This window comes from Paenibacillus sp. V4I9 (genome assembly GCF_030817295.1).
Taxonomy (GTDB): Bacteria; Bacillota; Bacilli; order Paenibacillales; family NBRC-103111; genus Paenibacillus_E.
The window spans coordinates 4,923,684-4,941,732 of record NZ_JAUSZE010000001.1; the positions used below are offsets into that span (position 1 = coordinate 4,923,684).

Sequence of the window (18,049 nt, forward strand, 5' to 3'; positions counted from 1 at the left end):
TGTGTTCGAATTAGTTTCTTTTCATATATCCCGTCAAGAAAGTCAAGATGACATGCAAGGCGGTCCTGACCGTCGCTCTGCGGGGATCTTGCATGGGATCCACACAAACAATATCAAAGCCTCGTACCTTAGGATGCTGTCCTAATAAGAATACCGCTTCCAACAACTGCCACGAGGTCATTCCTGCTGGAACGAGCGCTGGCACACCTGGCGCATATGCTTGATCCAGTACATCCATGTCAACGGTTACATAAATAGCATCCGTCCCGTCACCGGCAACCTCCAGCGCCTTTTCCACCAAAGCTTCGATTCCTTCTTTGGCTACCTGACGCGCCGTATACTGGGTAATTCCTTGCGTCAAGGCGTATTCATGATACGCTCTTGAATTGGCGAAGCTGTGAAGTCCGATCTGCGCAATATGGCGGCCTTCAACCGTGCCCGATTCGATCAACCCGCGGATTGGCGTTCCGTTGGAAGGACCTCCATCCTCCAGATTCCGGACATCCATGTGGGAGTCAAGCTGAACGATCCCCACCTTTCCACCGACATGATGCTTAAAGGCTTTCACAGAGGGGCACGTAATGGAATGATCGCCGCCTGCAATAATCGGGAACAGATGAGGCATGGCTGCATAAATGTTCTTCAGCCCTTGTTCGATATTGGCATGACAGCGCAGCAGATCCGTCACATGCATCTGAATATCACCAAGATCATGCGCCTGCAAATCCTGCAAATCGACACCGTGGTCGATACTGTACGTCGTGACATTTGCAAATAATTCCCGCAAGGCATTCGGTGTCATCGAAGCGCCTGAAATACTGATTGACGTCTTAGAAAGCGGAACGCCGATGAAACCGACTTGGACTTCTTCCTCGCCTTCCCAAGGGGTCAACCACTGAGATACCTTGGTCTCGAATCGATCCCGCCAATTGGAGTTTCGTACGAATTCTGGCGGATTCAGCAGTTCAATTTGTCTCAAATCTGCTTCCCTCCTGTAGGTTGATGAAACAAAGTTTGTTTGTTTCTATGACTACATCATACTGAAAAAAACGGCATCTGAATCTAGCCGAATTTGCGGAAAGGTAGCACGATATTACGGTTTAACCAGGAACTGAACACTCCGATGAAAACGCTTAAAAGCCAACCCCTGAGCGGATTGGCTTAAAGAATTTATTGCTATAACACTAGCACTGGGCTGATGACCGATAGTCCGTCGGGCTACACCCCATAATCATTTTAAATTTCCTTGCAAAATAGTTCGCATCCTGAAAACCGACTCGCGCGGCAATCTCCTGCATGGTTAATTCCGTTTTCTCTAACAAATAAACAGCCTTCTCAATACGAACTTTATTTAGAAAGTCGACAAAGCTTACACCCGCTTCTTTTTTAAATACATGGGCAAAATAATGGGTACTCAAGTAACAATGCTGGGCAATTTCTTTTAATAACATTTTGTCTTGATGATGCTCTCTTATATATACAATGGCGGATCGAACAATGGGAGATACCTCTAAGGCATGATCGTCCGATACTTGCTTGGCTAGCTTCCTCCAGTATGCGCACAGCTTTTTAACAAATTTGTCATATCGAATGGTACTGTACAAGTCTTGAAGCATTCTCGCATTTTCAGATAAAATTTCAGAAGCATTACCGCCCAAATCGACAACCATTCTTGACAAAGAGAGTACTAGATCATAGGCTTCTGACTTAAATAGATCAATATTATGCTTATACGATCGGGAAAGACTTTCTAATAACTCGACTAAATAAACAATCGAGCCTTCTTCATCCCCGATCCGGACACGTGACAGCAATTCGATTTTCTCTTCGTGGGTCACCGGCTTTGCCCGTTCTTCCTGAATGCTTCTTTGTCCTTCATATTGAAAAATCATCCGGTTTCCTTGAAAGAAACGGTCGATCAATGATTCTTTGGCTTCGCTGTAGGAAAGATGAAGCTTGTAAGGATCTTCGTAATAGGTGCCTATCCCGGCTGAAACGGAAAAGTCCTTCGCATCTACGAAGTTTTGAATTTTCCGGACCATCCCATACGTAACTTGCTTATAGGACGGCTCGATGGGTTGAACAGATTGGAGTTCCAATAATACGGCTAGTACGCCTTCTCCTACCCATACCCATAGGAATGGCAAGGTGATACTCTCAAAAATGGCTTCCACCAGCACCTGCCCGATCTCAATACTCCATTGCAATGACTTGTCCAAAGCCAAATCGGTATAACGGTCTATGGACAAAACGATAACGACTTGGGGCCGCGGTTTGATGCCAAGCCGCTCACGCATTTCTTCAAAATCCGCTTCATGGATTAACGTCCCGGAAATGAGAAGTTGCGAAAAGGCAGCTTGGGCCGTATCCAATTTCATTGCTAATCACCTCCCCCTATTTTAAAAAAGGAAGCCGTTTCGCTCCTAAACTTCAGAGAAAACTGCTTCCATGTTATTTTATTCTATCTCACCTATCATGTCTTCAACAACCTTTACGATGTCGCCTTCATGAATTTGAAGATAGATCGTTACGATGTCCGGATAGAGAAATCGGTCTTCCTCCACCGTCGGCACTTTCGATCGGATCAGATTATATACTTCCGCAATAACCGGAGAAGGATTCAACGGACGATGAAAATCAAGAGCTTGTACGGCCGTCATCAATTCAATCGCCAAAATATACGTTAGTTTCTTCGAAATTTGATAGGCTTTCCTTGAGGCCACATATGCGAAACTGACAACATCCTCTTGATTGGCACAAGTGGGAACATTATCTACGGAGGCTGGATGAGAAAGAATCCTTATCTCTCCTAGCAGTCCTACAGCCGTATATTGCGGGATCATATATCCACTGTTTAATCCTGGATTCTTCACTAAAAAACTAGGCAGTTCACTTAGGTGATAATTCACTAATCGGTCAATTCTTCTCTCAGCTATTTTTGCCAGATTAGCCATAGCTATACACATGATATCTGCCTGGATACCGACATAGGTACCGTCAAAATTGCCACCCATTAGGGCAATTCCGTCATTGTCATCGGGATAAATAACCGGATTATCGCTTACAGAATTAAGCTCATTATTGATTGTAAAGGCAGCATCTTTCAGATTTTTCTTGGAAGCTCCATGTACTTGAGGAATGCATCGTAAGCTTAACGCATCCTGCAAACGATAGTTTTTATAGGTTTCGGCAATTTCACTGCCTTTTAGGATTCGGATTATATTTTGGGCCGTCTTAGCCTGTTCCTCATGTTTTTTTAAGGAATGGAGTCTTGGATCGAAGGCGTGAATCGTTCCTTTCAAAGCTTCAAGTGACATTGCGCCAGCAATATCCGCTGTTTTTGCCGCTTGAATAGCATTATATAGGGTTAGAATGGCCATTGCAGTAACAGAGGACGTCCCGCTGGTCAGGGCCAATCCTTCTTTACAGCTAAAAGTGGTCGGTTTTAATCCTGCTCTTTCAAGCGCCTCACTGCCAGAGATGAGTTCTTCGTTGTACCATGCTTTGCCCTCCCCAATAAGCACCAAAGCCATATGAGCTTCCGGAGAAAGATAACCAACGGATCCATCGCCTGGAGCAAAGGGGGTGATTCCTTGATTCAAAAGCGATGCTACAAGCTCTAGCAGCTCCAAGCGAACCCCGGAATAACCATGACCCAAATGAATGAGAATCATCAGTTGAATGGCTCTTACAACTTCTTTCTCCAGAGGTTCCCCTACGGAAACGGCGTGCGATCTAACAATGTTGCGCTGCAGGGTTTCGGCATCTTCGGTTGATATGATCTCTGTCACATTGCTTCCGAAGCCAGTCGTTACGCCATAAATGATACGGTTTTCGTTTAAAAACTTCTCGATAAGATGTCTGGATTGTTTGACGCGATCGCAATAGCTTTGAGAAAATGACACTTTTGCCCCATAACGGGCCACTGCTACAAATTCGGAAATAGAGATCGGATGTTCGCCAAGAATCACTTTATTTATGTCTTTGGGATGAATGGGAGCATCAGAAATTTTCATGAAAAACATCTCCTTTAAAACCAATACCTACTATGCAATAGTTGTCGGTTAAATATGCATACAAGAGATGTCTGAAAGACATCTCTTGTAAAGTTTGATTAATGATAATGGTTGGAATCATCTAAAGCAAGTGATTTCGTCTCCGGCGCCCAAGCGATAGAAACGATTGTTCCGATTAGCAGAACTGCGCTCATACCAATCATAGATGGGGTCAATCCCATAGAACTAACACTTACCGGTAAAAGAAAAGTTCCGATTGCCGAACCGATTCGGCTTATTGCGGTAACAACACCAACACCAGAACCCCGGATTTCGGTGGGAAAGAGCTCGGCTGGATATACTAAGGTAAGATTTGAAGCGGCTGACATGACAAAGGTAAATAAGCAAAATATCGAAATTGCCACGATATGTGAACCTGCTGGTAAAAGAGTAAGCGCAAGCAAGGAGACTGTAAGAACTATAAACGTGCTAATCGTATAGCTTCTACGTGAATATTTCTCTGTCAACCACAGACCGGCGATCGAACCGACAAGCAGGAATAGATTCAGGATGGTGTCCATAAAGAACGTCTCTTCAAATCCCATTTTAGCTAAAATATCCGGTAGGAACGTATAAATTGCGAAGTAGGGAATCACTTGACATACATAAAAGAGACCGCCAAATGCCGTACGCTTCCAAAGCTGTTTTTTGAAAAGATCTTGAAAGCTGTATATTTTTTTTGTAGGATCCAAAATTGGTTCTTCAATTTCCACTTGGGGACCGATGTGCTTCTTAACGATTTCCCTAGCTTCCTCTACACGCCCCTTGCTGATGAGCCATCTAGGTGATTCAGGTGTTCCAATCCGAAGCAGGAGGACGATAACCGCTGGAATGGCTGCACTTGCAAGCATCCACCGCCAGGAATCTGGGCCGGTCTTTAGCAGATAATAACCGACAAGGTTGGATACGACATATCCGACGGTCCACATGACATTTAAGAAAGAAAGTAAAAAACCTCGATGTTTTCTAGGTGCGAACTCAGCAAGAAAAGTCGATCCAATTGCATAATCCCCACCTAGAGCAAACCCAATCAATATACGCAAGATGAAAAGAATTGTGGGATCTTGTACAAAAAATTGCAAGAACGATGCTATTGCAATGACTACGAAGTTGGCAAGGAAGATTTTCTGTCTACCTATACGGTCGGATAATCCCCCGAGAAGTAGACTGCCGAAAAAGAGTCCGATCAACGCTGAACTCCCTATTAATCCACTCCAAATCGGGCTAAGGTTCATTTGAGGACCAATCAAAGTCAGAGCCATACCTATAATACCAAGTGCATACCCATCAGAAAAATTAGATCCAAACGTAAGTGCTGTAATTTTTAGATGAAACTTATTGAGTGGAGCGTCATCAATCTTATAAGGTTTCATGGATAGTTGTACGGACATAGCAGTAACCCCCGTTTATGAAAATCGATTTTAAATTTCTTGACTAAGTCCCAAGGAGGTAAGTAACCTCTTATAAACATGAATAAATGCTGCATCTTTTCCTGCTATTTTATCAGGTTAAGAGTCCATGCGCCCCCTCCACAATGTCAATTAACTTAACAATAAATGAATCGAATCATCAAATTGAATATCTATGTTAAGTTTATTAACATAAGAATACCTTCAAAACAGATTGATGAAACTAAACAATATTGCCAAACACTAGCACGATTTTGCTTTCCAATTTAGAATCAGATTGATCCGATCATTTTTGAATGTTACTAATAAAGTGATACATTCCATTCCTTTTCTTAGTTTCAAAGCACTTTAAAGCGTTTTCAAATTTCAAATATTCCTTTGAGATACGCTGCTGTAAACAAATTATAATCGCTCATTATGGATTACGCTCTAGATAATAATTCGGATCACTAGCACAATATTGCTTGAAAGAAGTGCAGCCATAATTCATTCAGCATACCCAATTTGACAATAAAAATAACCATTCAGCAGTAGCTGAATGGTTATTTTTATTGTCAAATTCAGATTATTCTCTTATTCATCGGGATGAAAGCATGAATTACTGCACGTTCACATCATCAAAATAAACTGTTCCTGTATTACCTGACCACCAATCACCCATGGAGATTTGATTGAAATTAGTCACTCCAGTAGGTGATGAAACAAGTACGCCATCGACGAACATATCTACTTTCGTTCCCGAAGTGTAGTCCCATTTCAATTCATGCCATCCTGTTGTTCGAGTTACGGAAGTCGCCGTATAAGTGCTGCCAACACGCGTCACGTATTTGGTGGTCGATGTTGGGGTATTGACTCCTAGACCCCTCCACTGCGTGCCATCACTCCAAATCGTATTATCCACTTTGGCCATTGTTTGCATGGACATATCAGCAGCAGCATCATTGAACCAAAGGGATATGACTTTATTATCACTTGTACTAAAGGTATGCGATATGACATCCTCGTCTTGATTAATTACATAGCTATTACTTCCGGAATGAGCCTGGGTTGTGCTTGCCGAGCCCGTTCCTTTGGCACTCGACCAGTTTCCAAAACCACTTTCAAACCCTTCAACAAATGGATTGGTGATGCTAATATCGTCAAAATAAACCGTACCTGTGTTGCTAGACCACCAGTCACCCATGGAGATTTGATTGAAGTTAGTCACTCCAGTAGGTGATGAAACAAGTACGCCATCGACATACATATCCACTTTCGTTCCCGACGTGTAATCCCACTTGAGTTCATGCCACCCAGTAGATCTAGTAACAGACGTTGCGGTATACGTACCGCCCACTCGTGTTACATATTTGGTTGTGGAAGTTGGTGTATTCACGCCTAAACCTCTCCACCCCGTACCGTCGCTCCAAATAGTGTTATCCACCTTGGCCATCGTTTGCATGGACGTGTCACTGGCATCATCATAAACCCACAGCGATACGATTTTGTTATTGGTAGTGCTGAACGAATGCGAAATCACATCTGTGTCTTCATTGATAACATAGCTGTAGCTGCCGGCATGAGCTTGTGCGGTACTAATAGACGCTGTTCCTTTATTCGTATTCCAATTCGTTAATCCACTTTCAAATCCGTCAAAGATTAAGTCGTTGTACAACTGAGCAGCTTCATTCGAATTCCCACTGATCAAACTAGCCGAAGTTCTGGACTTCACCACGTAATAATAAGTGGTTCCCGGAGTACCTGTTGTGTCACTGCAGGTGGTCGATGTTACTGCGCTACACACAGCCGTTGTGTATGGACCGCCTTGCACAGTTGAACGCCATACATCGTAATTCGCGGCATTAATCACATTTTGCCAGGACAAGTTAACTTGGGATCCTGAGAATGAAGTCGTCAAACCGACAGGTGTGACTGGATAAGGGAAGTCTGCTTTAATGCCAATATTCGCATAATCCATTAGAGAATCATTAAATCCTGCTTGCCAGCTTACATTGGTAAGCGTATGACCGCTTGAGGAGTTCAAACGGTAAGGCGCTCCCTGGGTATTGCTTATTTTAATATTACTGAATACTTGACCTGAAGTTTCATTGTCCATAAAGATGCCGTTCGGGGCAATATCTTGCATGGATGGATGAGCATACACATGATCAATGATCACTTGATTCACTGTGTTAGCAGCTGCACTACGACCCCAGGAATAGATGGAAGCCGTGTCTCCACTGTCTTGATTTGTGTTAGAAATCTTTAAATATTTCATCACATTGTTTTTTAAATAAATATTTGTTGTGGCGATGCCCACATAAGTGTCAAAGGCAACTGCATAACGGGGAGAATTGTAGATTTCACTGTAAGAAACCTCGTTACTTCCGCTGTTCATCAAATATACGCCACTACCATTACCGACCAATTCACCTACATCATGAATGACATTGTTCGTTATAAGGTTATTTTTGCTTACATCGCCTTCACCCGGGTACTTACCTTCAAGAATAACGCCCGAATGACCGGCATGCTCGATTAAGTTTCCACTGACGGTGTTATTCTGGTTGTAAAACAGCATGTATACAGCCGAATAACCGGAATTAGAGAAGTGCGAGTTGGTAATCGCGATATGGTCGGTATTTTGCAATAGCAGCATCCCTGTACGGTGTTGCGGCATCGTCATCTGCCTGTCATACTGCGGAAACGTGTGGCCTTCTCCAGAATCGCCGTCATGTGGCCAAGCATGTCTGTACCAGTCCGTAAAATCGGTGTCCTGGAAGCTTAGGCCATCCAATTGAACGTGATGAACACGACTGCTTTCCGAAGCGCCTTGAAGGGAAATGATGCTCTTTACTTTAGGTGCGATGATGGTTTGCTGCGTGATGGATCCGTCTTTTGACCAATAGTATAAATAACCGGACGTCGTATCCAGATGGAACTCACCGGGCTGATCAAGAAGAGCCAGAGCTCCCTGGATCACATATCTCGAGTTGGCTCTATTCAAATAGCGAGTGGATTGAGATAATGAAATTTGTCTAGTCGAGGTGTTGATGGAACTGATTGGAACCGCGTCTGTGAACCATGCAGCAGGACCAAGTGACCAGACGAACAACTGTGCATCTGTCAAATCCCAGCCTGTTGGATCAAGGTCTCCTGCTTTATACTGTAGAACCGTAAAGGAATTGCTATTTTCACTATAAAGATATGGTGCTTTCGCAGTGATATAGTTAGCATCGGGGGTGTAATTGGGGTAACGTGCTTTTATTGCTCTTGTGCCATTCTCGTATAGGGTGTCGAACCTCCAGCCTGTTCCCACATAGGCTTTATAGATGTTGCCTGAATGCTGCGACCAGCCTGTTATAGGTTGACCTCCGATGAACTGGGCGCTGCCTACCGCATCTTTATTTTTGTAGATGATGTTGAACCCGTTTGAACCGGAATCTGCATCTGTGAATTGAATCGTACTGGAGACATAATAGTCCCCTGCAGCTACGTTCACGACAATATCGCCCGTCATGTTCGTATTCAGACTGTTTGTGCGGATATAATCTCGGGCTTTCTCAATAGTTGCCCAAGGGTTCCCAGATGATCCGTCACCTGTTATGTCGTTGCCTATTGTTGAAACATAGAACGTATCTTGCACAGCAGCGTGTGCTGTTTGAATCGGAGCTAAACCGACGAACAAGGAACAGATGATCAAACAAATTAAACTAACCAATCCCACCATTCTTGTAACCGCTTTCTTTTTGAGCCGAAAGTTTTGTACTAACGTGGATGTCATTGTCAATCCTCCTTAGTTACTAACAAACTAAATAGTAGCAATTCCTTTTTTGCTTAGTTTCAAATACAGCCGTGCTTAAGTTCCCTCCTATCGCTTCATATATATCTTTAATTTTATGAAACAGTGGTCTATATGAATAGGGAGACAAAATAAAGATATGGACATTAAATTGATTTTCTCGACAATAAATATGACACCAACAAAAACTAGAAAAAGCAAAAGCCATAGGCTTCTGCTACTGAAAGCTATTGAGTTACTATTTTAGCAGAAAATTTGCATCTCTAAGCAAATAGGCTGCCGCTTCATTTGAAATATGAATGCCATTTTGCGCCTCTACTTCATTTATGAAGCTGTTCAAGTTACCTTTTTCCAATTTTTTCAGTAAGCTATTGGTAATTCCTCCATTATCGATCCAGTTGTTACCGCTGAAGCGAGTTACCAATGCTTTTAAGGAATCTACATTGGTGACGTTCTCGAATGTCAACATCACACTTTGCGTATTCCCAGCCAGGTCATCCGACGTTAGTGTAATCGTATGTGTGCCAAGCGCTAACGAATAAAGTGGAATCGTTGTCGCTTGCACAGTCTGGCCATCCAGCGTAAAGATTGTCTTACTGTTATCCACGCCAGACAATTCATCGGTAACGTTATATTGCAGCGTTAGATCACCAGAATCGCTGTAGCTGTTGCCATTAGCAGGTGAAGAAATGGTAATATTCGGCGAATGTGTATCTAAGTTGATCGCGATGTTCAGTGCTGTTTCCATGTTCCCCACGCTGTCAACTGATCGATACATAAAGTTAAAGCTGCCGTCTTGATTTATGGTTACCGGTGACTGGTAAGTTTGCCAGTTAGCCCCTCCGTCAACGCTGTATTCCGTTTTGGCTACGCCTGACAAATGATCTTCCGCTGCGATGCTTACTGTCACCTCGTGTACATACCACCCGTTTTCACCGTCAGGTTGTGCCGCTGTCACTGCTGCTGTAATGACAGGTCCACTCCTATCGATTTTAATTATTGTTGTTTTCTCAGGTTCCGGATTGCCTGCAGCATCGATGCTATAGTATTTGAGCTCATTCACGCCTTCTTCATCAATTTGAACTGTATTTCCTTCTGCAAACGGACTACCGTTTAGGCTGTACAAGGTTTTCGCAACCCCACTACCTTCATCCGCTGCCGATAACAGGATCGTTTGTGCATCATGATGCCAACCGCTCTGCCCGTCATCCGTCGTCACAGGAGGAATAATATCCAAAATGCGAACTGTCACTGTGGCGACATCTGAATTAACAAAACCATCGTTTGCGATAAAACTAAATGTATCAGTGCCGATCACACCAGCGTTTGGCGTATACGTAAACGCTCCAGTTGACGGATTCGTAATCACTGCCGTTCCTAGTGTGCCATTGCTTACGATGCTGTAAGTCAACGGATCTCCATTTGCATCGCTTGCAGATAAAGTGCCGCTAATAGCACTATTTTGCGGAGTCGTCAATTCCGAGTTTACGCCTACAGGCTTAATATTGGCATCTTTGATACTGATATCATCAAAATACACGGTGTTCGGATTTCCAGACCAAAAATCTCCAATCCTTATCTTGTTGAAACTAGTCAGACCAGTTACGCCTGCCTGCGGTGTTATTAATATGCCATCGATATACATATCAAGTTTCGTACCTGAGGTATAGTCCCACTTGAACTCATGCCAGCCTAGACTTCTATTTACGGTTGTGGCCGTAATTGCACCACCAAGTCGCAATGAATATTTCGTTGTCGAAGTTGGGGTATTGACCATGATCGCCCGATTCGTTACACCATCATCTACAAACGCTGCCGTTTGCATGTTCGTCTTGTTGAGATTGTCATAAAACCACATCGTAACCACTTTATTATAGCTAGTATTGAAAATTTGAGTCATGTTATCAACATCTTCATTGACGATATAGCTGTTGCTGTCAGAATGCTTAACTGCTGTAGAGGTCGATTTAGAACCTCCTGATGCTACCCAGTTATCCAATCCGTTTTCAAAGCCCTCAAATGCGTTTAAGGATTGATAAACAGGAGCAGGGGTCGTATTCTCTGCCAAACCAAACTCATCCACATAACCTCTCAATCCGCCGCCACCTGTTTTAGTTGCATATATGGTAGCACTGGTACTGTTTTGCCCTGTTGTAAAGGAAAAATTGTCAGGACGACTTCCTGCACCGACAACGTTATTGCCAGCATTTATGGTACTTTTACTTAATGTCTTTGGAGTACCACTATCATCAAATCCGCTAGCTCCCAATACAAGGCTGTCCGTAGCAGGATTAGGGTTAGAATTAAATAATGTAAAGTCACCGAAATAACAAGTGATAGCCGTCGCTGGATTGGTGTTAGAAAATACCAAATAAACGTCATGCGTCCCTGCTACCGAAGAAAGCGGTATACTTTTTCTATAGAACCATTGACCATTTTGCGCTGTGTCTAAGTTCATTGCGTCCGTGGCAACTAGAGTACCCGTAGTAGGGCTATCAATATACATTTTAATTGTACCGGTACTGGAATTAGCGACTGTACCAAAGTACACTGAGTTGTACAGCGCAGGAGACCCAAAAAATTAATTTGATTGAATTTTAGGGTAGTCGTCGTTCCCGGAATGATGTAACTATTCATTGAACGGTATTTCGTATTAGTAACAGGTGTGCTTGCGGCGGTATCCATGGTGCTTGCCACAACCTGTTGTCCCATTACCTTACCCCAAACACTAACGTTATAAGTGGTGTTTGGTTTCAGCCCTGTAACCGTCTGGGAAATCTTATCGCCATCGTTCAGGACAACACCATAAGAACCATCTCTTATTAAACCGCTGGTTCTAAAATCCCATCCGTTTTGTGTTACGATTTGAGGAGAGCCGGTGGTAGTCCAACCACTCATATCACCAGTAGGGAAACCGCCATTTACAAGCAATTGCTTGTAAGGAATATTATGAAGCTGGAAAGTTGGATTGATATTGGCAGCATTGGCTAAGTCGCTTCCAGCTTTCCATGTCACTCCGGGCTGAATAGCGCCCATGACAGGGTAAGTGGAAGTGAATCCGTCAGTAACACCGGGTAACGCAACACTACGGTAGTTGTTCGGGTTCTGCAAAGCAAAATTGTTGCCAGCAGCATTTACAAATATAGGAGCAAGAGCTGCACTAGTACCTATGGTATTAAATTGTTCAAAGGAGCCACCTGAGGTCTGAGAGTTGTAAGTATTTGCCGCAAAAATATTGCCGACGACCGTGGTTCCGAAAGAGCCTGTTCCATCGTAGGCAGCACCCCAGCTGCTAAGACTAGTAGGGCAATTGTATACCGTATTATTTAACAATATCATACGTTCATTGGGGGTGTTGATTAGGAAACCCACGCTAACGTTATAAACGATGTTGTTATAAACCGCGGCATTGAAGGACACATTATCGAAATAAATGCCTTCACCTGCAGTATCATGCACGGTATTGTGGTGGATCTCCGAGCTACCAAAATCGCTGTTTGAGACGTAAAACACACCGCCGTCATAGGAAATCTTCATACAATCATGTATGTCATTGTACTCGAATATTGAACTTCTGAAAAAACCGCCAATGGCAGCACGTCCTCCGTTGTACACACTGTTATGACTAATCAGATGATTGTAGCCATTAACGTTTATACCGTCGGCATAAAGTCCATAACGATTAAAATCGTGAATGTCATTATTAATCACATTGTTATCATGGCCTTTGACAATGATCCCAAATCCATACATATTTTTAATTTCACAATCGCGAACAGTGTTGTGGTCGCCATCCAATGTAAAGCCAGAAACAAAACCACCCAAAGTTGTATTAGCAGCAAAAGGTTGATTAGTGGAATCGACCATTTCAATGGTAGCGCCCTTGAATGTGTTGGAGCTGGAATTCGCAAAGTTGATACCGGCAGCACGTACATTAATTCCACTGATGGTAATACCTGTACGACCGGATAAGTTAAAAACATACTCTCTGCTCTTCGCCTCAATAGTCCCAGTATTTGGATCCGCTCCACCTGGTACAGATACATACAAAGTTTGGTTTTCAACATCCTTGTACCATACTGCTGTAGGTACGTCACTTACCGGATTTGCCACATCATGAATCAATGCATTATAAGAGTTAGTGATATAAAAACCAAAACCTGGATTGCCGCTTTGTGGATAGTAACCGGAAGCAGTGTAAGGCCACTCAACCTGCAAGGTATTTCCGGTGTTACCCGTAATCTTTCCGGTGTATACCGCGAATCCATTATTTACCGAGGAAACAAGCAAAGCCCCTTGCAAATCATTTGCTATTGTAGTTGGCACGGTGTACGAGCTACTAACCGCAACGCTGTTAAATTGTAAATTAGCTCCTCCGTTTGTTGCAACAGGACTGCTAGGATTTGATGTATATTTTGCGTACTTTGTCTTGTCAAACATCTTACTGTCCGGGATGTTAGGCCATCTTGCCGGACTCAACGATGTGGTATTCCCACTGGCATCCGTATAATAGACAATATTGCCATAACCGTTATTGTAATCCCAACCCATAGGTGCCGAATAGATGGCAGCATTTGTTGCTGTGGGCGTCCATCCAGTGACCAAATCACCTCCGGACAAGGTAACTTTGTTACCATTGTAGTTCTGAAACGTCACCCCATCACTTTTAGGTATGACTGTTTCATGGTAAACACCGGCCATAATTTTGACTATGTCGCCAGAAACCGCAATATCGGCAGCTTTTTGGATCGTCTTAAAAGCTGTCAATGCGGACTTCCCATCGTTAGAGTCGTTTCCGTGTGTACCATCAACATAGATGTTTGTAGCCGTCGATGCAAAAGTTTTTGACGGTATCGATAAAACTGGTGTGCAAATCATTAGCAACGCTAATACCAGTGCAATCCACTTGTAAGTCTTAGTTTCACTTGCCTTAAGCATAGTTTTACCTCCTGTTAGCACTTTGTAAGCGTTATCATATTCTTAAAAAAATCACGATCCTGCCGTGCTTAATTCCCTATATCCATCATTTAATCAGTATATTTGGGGGAATAATTTATTTAATAGACATATATAAAAAGAAGTCATTGCTTGTTTTGATAGCAAGCAATGGCTTCTTTCTTTAAAAGACTTTACTTCGAATTATTTTTTAGTTTTCAAGAATTCATCAACTTGTTTTTGAAGTTCAGCTGTTACTTTGTCTGAACCTGCTTTTTTCATTTTGTCCATAAATTCCTTATACTTGGCATCTGAGTCAGGAACTGCTCCTGATTCTAGGATAAGCGCTGAAGGAGCACCTGCGTACTCTTTAACAACTGCCTGAACCTGTGCAAGATCTGTTTTAATTGGATCAAGATTAGGTTTAAAACCAAGTAATGGAGAAACGACTGCGCCAGCATTTGTATCCTTCCAAATTTGCGTGAAATTGGTTGGATCGGCCTGAGTTTCGAAACTATTTGCCGTATTCCCTAGAGCATATTTAAATGCGCCATATTTAGCGTCCGCAGTACCTGAACCTTGGTAACCGATTGTTTCAATTTTATTGTCGGAAATTTTCTTATAATGCTTGCCTTCGATCCCCCAAACAAGCAGGTTATACAAATCTTTGCCCTTCGCAGTATTTAATAAATTAAGAAGCTGCATAGCGCGTTCTGGATTTTTGGATGTTCTGCTAATGGCAAGGTTAGTAGCATCAGATAACGCGGAAATGACATACTTCTCTTCCATTGGAATTACCTGAACTGGGAATCCCCATCTTGTGCTTTCCGCCTTCGATTGATCTTCAATGCTACCAATCATGGAGTGGAACCAAGCAATGTTTCCGTCCGGCTTGCCTTCATCTTGACGTTGATTTTGCAAGCTCAAAATATCTTTGCGGATGTAACCTTTGGCATACCAATCCGTCATTGTTTTGATAAACAATTGCTCTTTGTCAGTTTCGAACTGATTGACAACCTTTAAGCTTTTCGGGTCTTTATAATCACCAGTTAAAATATAGTTAGGCAATGTAGTAATAAAATTGTGGTTATACATAGACCAAAGTACATTCGGACTAAACCCTTTGCGTAATTGGTTGTTCGCCTTCAATTTCTCCAGGTAGCCTTCGATAACAGCAAATGACTCCTTGGATACTGGGCCATACTTGTAGAAGGTATCTTGCGCTACTTTCGGATCAATGTATCCTTTATCAATAAACTCTTTTGGTACACGCATGGTTGGACGGCTATCTACAGCTTGTTGATAGCCTGGAATCGCATACAATTTTCCGTTAACGCGAGCGCGATCCAATACCCAAGCTGGAACTTCTTTCTTGATTTCAGGCGCGTATTTATCAACTAATGCATCCAACTCTACATAAGATCCTTTGTTGACTTCACCTGGATAATCCAATAAGTAGCCTGTCCATGCAATGTCAATCGGCTCTGAAGATGCTGCCATTAATTTCCACTTGTTAGCAAATTCAGTACTCAGTACTGCTTCGAATTCTACCTTTGTATTAGGTAATAACGTTGCCAATTTCTTATTAAACTCATCCCAAACTTCTTGAGAATCTGCTTGCTTTCCTGGACCCATCGTTACAAACTTCAGTGTAACTGGCTTTGCTGTTTCCGTTGTTGCTGTAGCTTTTACATCAGTGCTTGTGCTTGGTTTGGGTGATTCTGTTTTACCACAAGCGGATAAGATTAACGCTGTAGCCATACTTAGAATAATCGTTTTGCTGAACACACTTTTAAGCGTTTTCATTTTTCTTTTTTCCCCTTTCAATCTGCTTGAATATTATATTATACAGTTTCGGAACTAGGCAATAGTTCCGAAACTGGTATAAACAGGTAATTATCCTTTTACTGCACCAACCGTAAGTCCTTTTGAAAAATATTTTTGGAAGAACGGAAAAACAATAAGAAGAGGTCCTGCCGCGACGATCGCCATAGCAAACCGAAGAGTTTCAGAAGGCAGCTTATATAGATTTACATCCATATCAGCAGGCAAGTTGTACGTATAAGCATTTTTAAGAAAATCTATTTCCAGTAAGATTCTTTGCAACAGAAACTGCAGCGTGTACAGCCTAGCATCGCGAATATAAATTAAGGAAGTAAACCAATCATTCCATCTGTCGAGCAGAACGAACAAACCGATGGTTGCAAGTGCTGGTTTAGACAGCGGAAGAATAATTTGCCAATAGACTCGGAATTCACTGGCACCATCCATTTTGGCCGATTCAATTAGCGCATCTGGTAAGCCTTGAAAAAATGTACGTAAAATAATGATATAGAAAGCATTGGCAAGAGTCGGGAGAATATACACTAAAATCGTATTATTTATATGAAGATACTGTGTTATGAGAATATAGCTTGGAATAAGTCCGCCACCGAATAACAAAGTGAAGAAAATAAACATGACAATCGGCCTGCGAAGCTTAAAATTCCTACGTGACAGCGCATAAGCGCAAGTGGACATGACAATCAATCCACAAACCATGCCTCCTACTGCCTGAACAGATGTGGTTAGGTAGGCATACAGGATTTGCTCAGGTTTTCCGAATATTAGACCATAAGCCGTAAGATCCCACTTTATAGGAATTAACTTAAAGCCGTACTGCAACACCGCTTCCTCATTGGAAAATGACACTGCTATGACTAGAAGAAAGGGAATGATAAACGCTAAACTGAATAGTATCAAAAACAAATGAATTAACTTATTGCCTATATTAGTAGTGAAGAACTTACGCATTCTTCAACCGCCTCCTTCTTACTCTTTTTTGCAAAATTAGAATAAAGCATTTTCCGGTCTAACTTTGGTTACTATCCAATTACTGATGAGGATCAGTATAAGTCCGACCACTGATTGAAATAATCCAACAGCAGCTGAAATGCCAAAGTCTCCTGCACGTAATCCACGATATACGTAAGTGTCGATAACATCCGTTGTTGGATACAACACGCCGATATCTCTTGGTATTTGATAAAATAAGCCAAAATCTCCTCTGAAAATATTACCAATAGCCAGAATAATAATGATAGTAAGTACAGGTGTAAGCGATGGAAGTGAAATAGCGAATATTTGTCTCAATTTTCCTGCACCATCAATTTTAGCAGCTTCAAACAATTCCGGATCAACGCTCATTAGGGCTGCGTAATAGATGATGGAGCTTAATCCAATATGCTTCCAAATTTCGACACAGACGATAATGTAAGGCCAGTACTTAGAATTGGAGTACACGTTTATAGACTCAAAGCCGAAGAATCCGAGCAATTGATTAAAATAACCTAATGTGGGACTAAATATCGCATAAGTCATATACCCAACAAGAACCCATGATAGAAAGCGCGGCATTATCATCGAGGTTTGATAGAATTTCAATGCCAATTTCCCACGAACTTCAAACAGTAAGAGTGCAATTGTGACGGCTGCTATATTACCCAATACGATAAAGACAGCACCATAACTTACTGTATTTCTTGTAATTCTCCAAGCATCCAAAGATGTAAAGAAGTATTCGAAATTTTTAAACCCGATCCATTGGCTTCCCAGTATGCCTTCGCTATACTTATAGTCTTTAAATGCAAGAATGACACCAAACATCGGCGTATAGTGAAAGATGATGAAATATAGGATAGCCGGTAAGGTTAGGGCTAATAATGCTATATTCTCTTTAAATGCTCTTTTAATTGAATTTTTTCCAAAAGACTTAGAGAACAATTTTGTTTTTTCTGGATTTTTAATAACTACTTCTCTCATACTGCTTCCCCCTTTGCTTAATTTAATTTTACGAAACAAGGGAATAATTGAATAGGTAGCCAAATTAA

At 42.1% G+C, this 18,049-nt stretch carries 10 protein-coding genes; all 10 read right to left on the reverse strand.

Features of this window, described 5'->3' with window-relative positions; translation table 11 throughout:
- Positions 1-10: 10 nt before the first annotated feature.
- Positions 11-979 (reverse strand): agmatinase family protein, encoded by a 969-nt coding sequence (locus QFZ81_RS23065; RefSeq protein ID WP_307441131.1) that lies wholly within the window; start codon positions 977-979, stop codon positions 11-13.
- A gap of 205 nt (positions 980-1,184) precedes the next feature.
- Entirely contained in the window at positions 1,185-2,378 is a 1,194-nt protein-coding gene (locus tag QFZ81_RS23070) for a helix-turn-helix domain-containing protein (protein ID WP_307441130.1), read from the reverse strand.
- 78 nt (positions 2,379-2,456) lie between these two features.
- Positions 2,457-4,016 (reverse strand): histidine ammonia-lyase, encoded by a 1,560-nt coding sequence (gene hutH / locus QFZ81_RS23075; RefSeq protein WP_307441129.1) that lies wholly within the window; start codon positions 4,014-4,016, stop codon positions 2,457-2,459.
- Positions 4,017-4,114: 98 nt separating this feature from the next.
- A complete protein-coding gene (locus tag QFZ81_RS23080; RefSeq protein ID WP_307604913.1) occupies positions 4,115-5,446 on the reverse strand; it encodes an MFS transporter in 1,332 nt (443 codons plus the stop codon).
- A 616-nt stretch (positions 5,447-6,062) separates the two neighbouring features.
- The gene (locus QFZ81_RS23085) at positions 6,063-9,227 is read right to left on the reverse strand and encodes a right-handed parallel beta-helix repeat-containing protein (RefSeq protein WP_307604915.1); all 3,165 of its coding nucleotides are present in this window, start codon (positions 9,225-9,227) and stop codon (positions 6,063-6,065) included.
- 256 nt (positions 9,228-9,483) lie between these two features.
- Positions 9,484-11,751, reverse strand: coding sequence for an OmpL47-type beta-barrel domain-containing protein (locus QFZ81_RS23090; RefSeq protein WP_307604917.1), 2,268 nt, complete (start codon positions 11,749-11,751; stop codon positions 9,484-9,486).
- Complete coding sequence (locus tag QFZ81_RS23095; protein ID WP_307604919.1) at positions 11,718-14,183, reverse strand: right-handed parallel beta-helix repeat-containing protein; 2,466 nt, start codon at positions 14,181-14,183, stop codon at positions 11,718-11,720. The genes QFZ81_RS23090 and QFZ81_RS23095 overlap by 34 nt, the downstream gene beginning before the upstream one ends.
- Positions 14,184-14,384: 201 nt before the next feature.
- A complete protein-coding gene (locus tag QFZ81_RS23100) occupies positions 14,385-15,986 on the reverse strand; it encodes an ABC transporter substrate-binding protein (protein WP_307604921.1) in 1,602 nt (533 codons plus the stop codon).
- 90 nt (positions 15,987-16,076) lie between these two features.
- Positions 16,077-16,973 carry a carbohydrate ABC transporter permease gene (locus tag QFZ81_RS23105; protein WP_307604923.1) on the reverse strand — a complete coding sequence of 299 codons (897 nt, stop codon included), beginning with the start codon at positions 16,971-16,973 and terminating at the stop codon, positions 16,077-16,079.
- A gap of 36 nt (positions 16,974-17,009) precedes the next feature.
- Positions 17,010-17,981 carry an ABC transporter permease gene (locus tag QFZ81_RS23110; protein ID WP_307441117.1) on the reverse strand — a complete coding sequence of 324 codons (972 nt, stop codon included), beginning with the start codon at positions 17,979-17,981 and terminating at the stop codon, positions 17,010-17,012.
- Between the last annotated feature and the right edge of the window lie 68 nt (positions 17,982-18,049).